Consider the following 657-nt stretch of genomic DNA (forward strand, 5'->3'; position numbering starts at 1 on the left):
TCTTTCTTTCTGCGTATTCGCCAGACAGGTCTGCAGACCCGCTTTGTAAACTTTTGCGGATAAATTTAGAAATAGCTTTGTCTTGTATAAAGCGCTCAAACAAGTACATCAACTTATCATGGTTCAATGTATCAAAGCATTGTTTCAAATCACAGTCTACGACTGTGTGGTAACCCTCTTCATAGTATTGGATACATTGTTTCAATGCTGTCCCTGTACTATGATTTGGTCTGAAACCATGACTATGTTTTGAAAACTGACGATTAATTGTCGGTTCGATAACTTGTTTGATTGCCTGTTGGATAACTCTATCCCTTGCGACGGGAATTCCAAGAATTCTCTTTTTGCCATTTGGTTTTGGAATGGCTACTTTCTTAACTGCTTGCGGTTCATAAGTACCGTTAAGCAGTTTTTCTTTTATTTGTGGATAGAATTCTCTGAAGTGAGCATTTAACTCTTTAACCTTCATCCCATCAATTCCAGGAGAACCATTGTTTTTGATAACTTTCTTGATTGCCTTCTCTATGTTGTTTGGTCTTACAACAAGTTCCATCAATGATGGAGACTCACGATACATTTCTTTCATATCAACTAAGATTTACTGTACACATCTGCTTATCTTTTTTCGTTCCACTACTTATCATCCACAGATTGCCA

Annotated in this window: 1 protein-coding gene; it reads right to left on the bottom strand. The window is 37.1% G+C overall.

From position 1 onward, the window contains the following. Positions 1–577, bottom strand: a 577-nt coding sequence (locus tag HHH54_RS10900) for a reverse transcriptase domain-containing protein (protein WP_269814025.1), incomplete at its 3' end; no start/stop codon positions are given. Positions 578–657 lie beyond the last annotated feature (80 nt).

The sequence above is a fragment of the Staphylococcus canis genome, from assembly GCF_016238445.1.
In the GTDB taxonomy this organism is placed as follows: Bacteria; Bacillota; Bacilli; order Staphylococcales; family Staphylococcaceae; genus Staphylococcus; species Staphylococcus canis.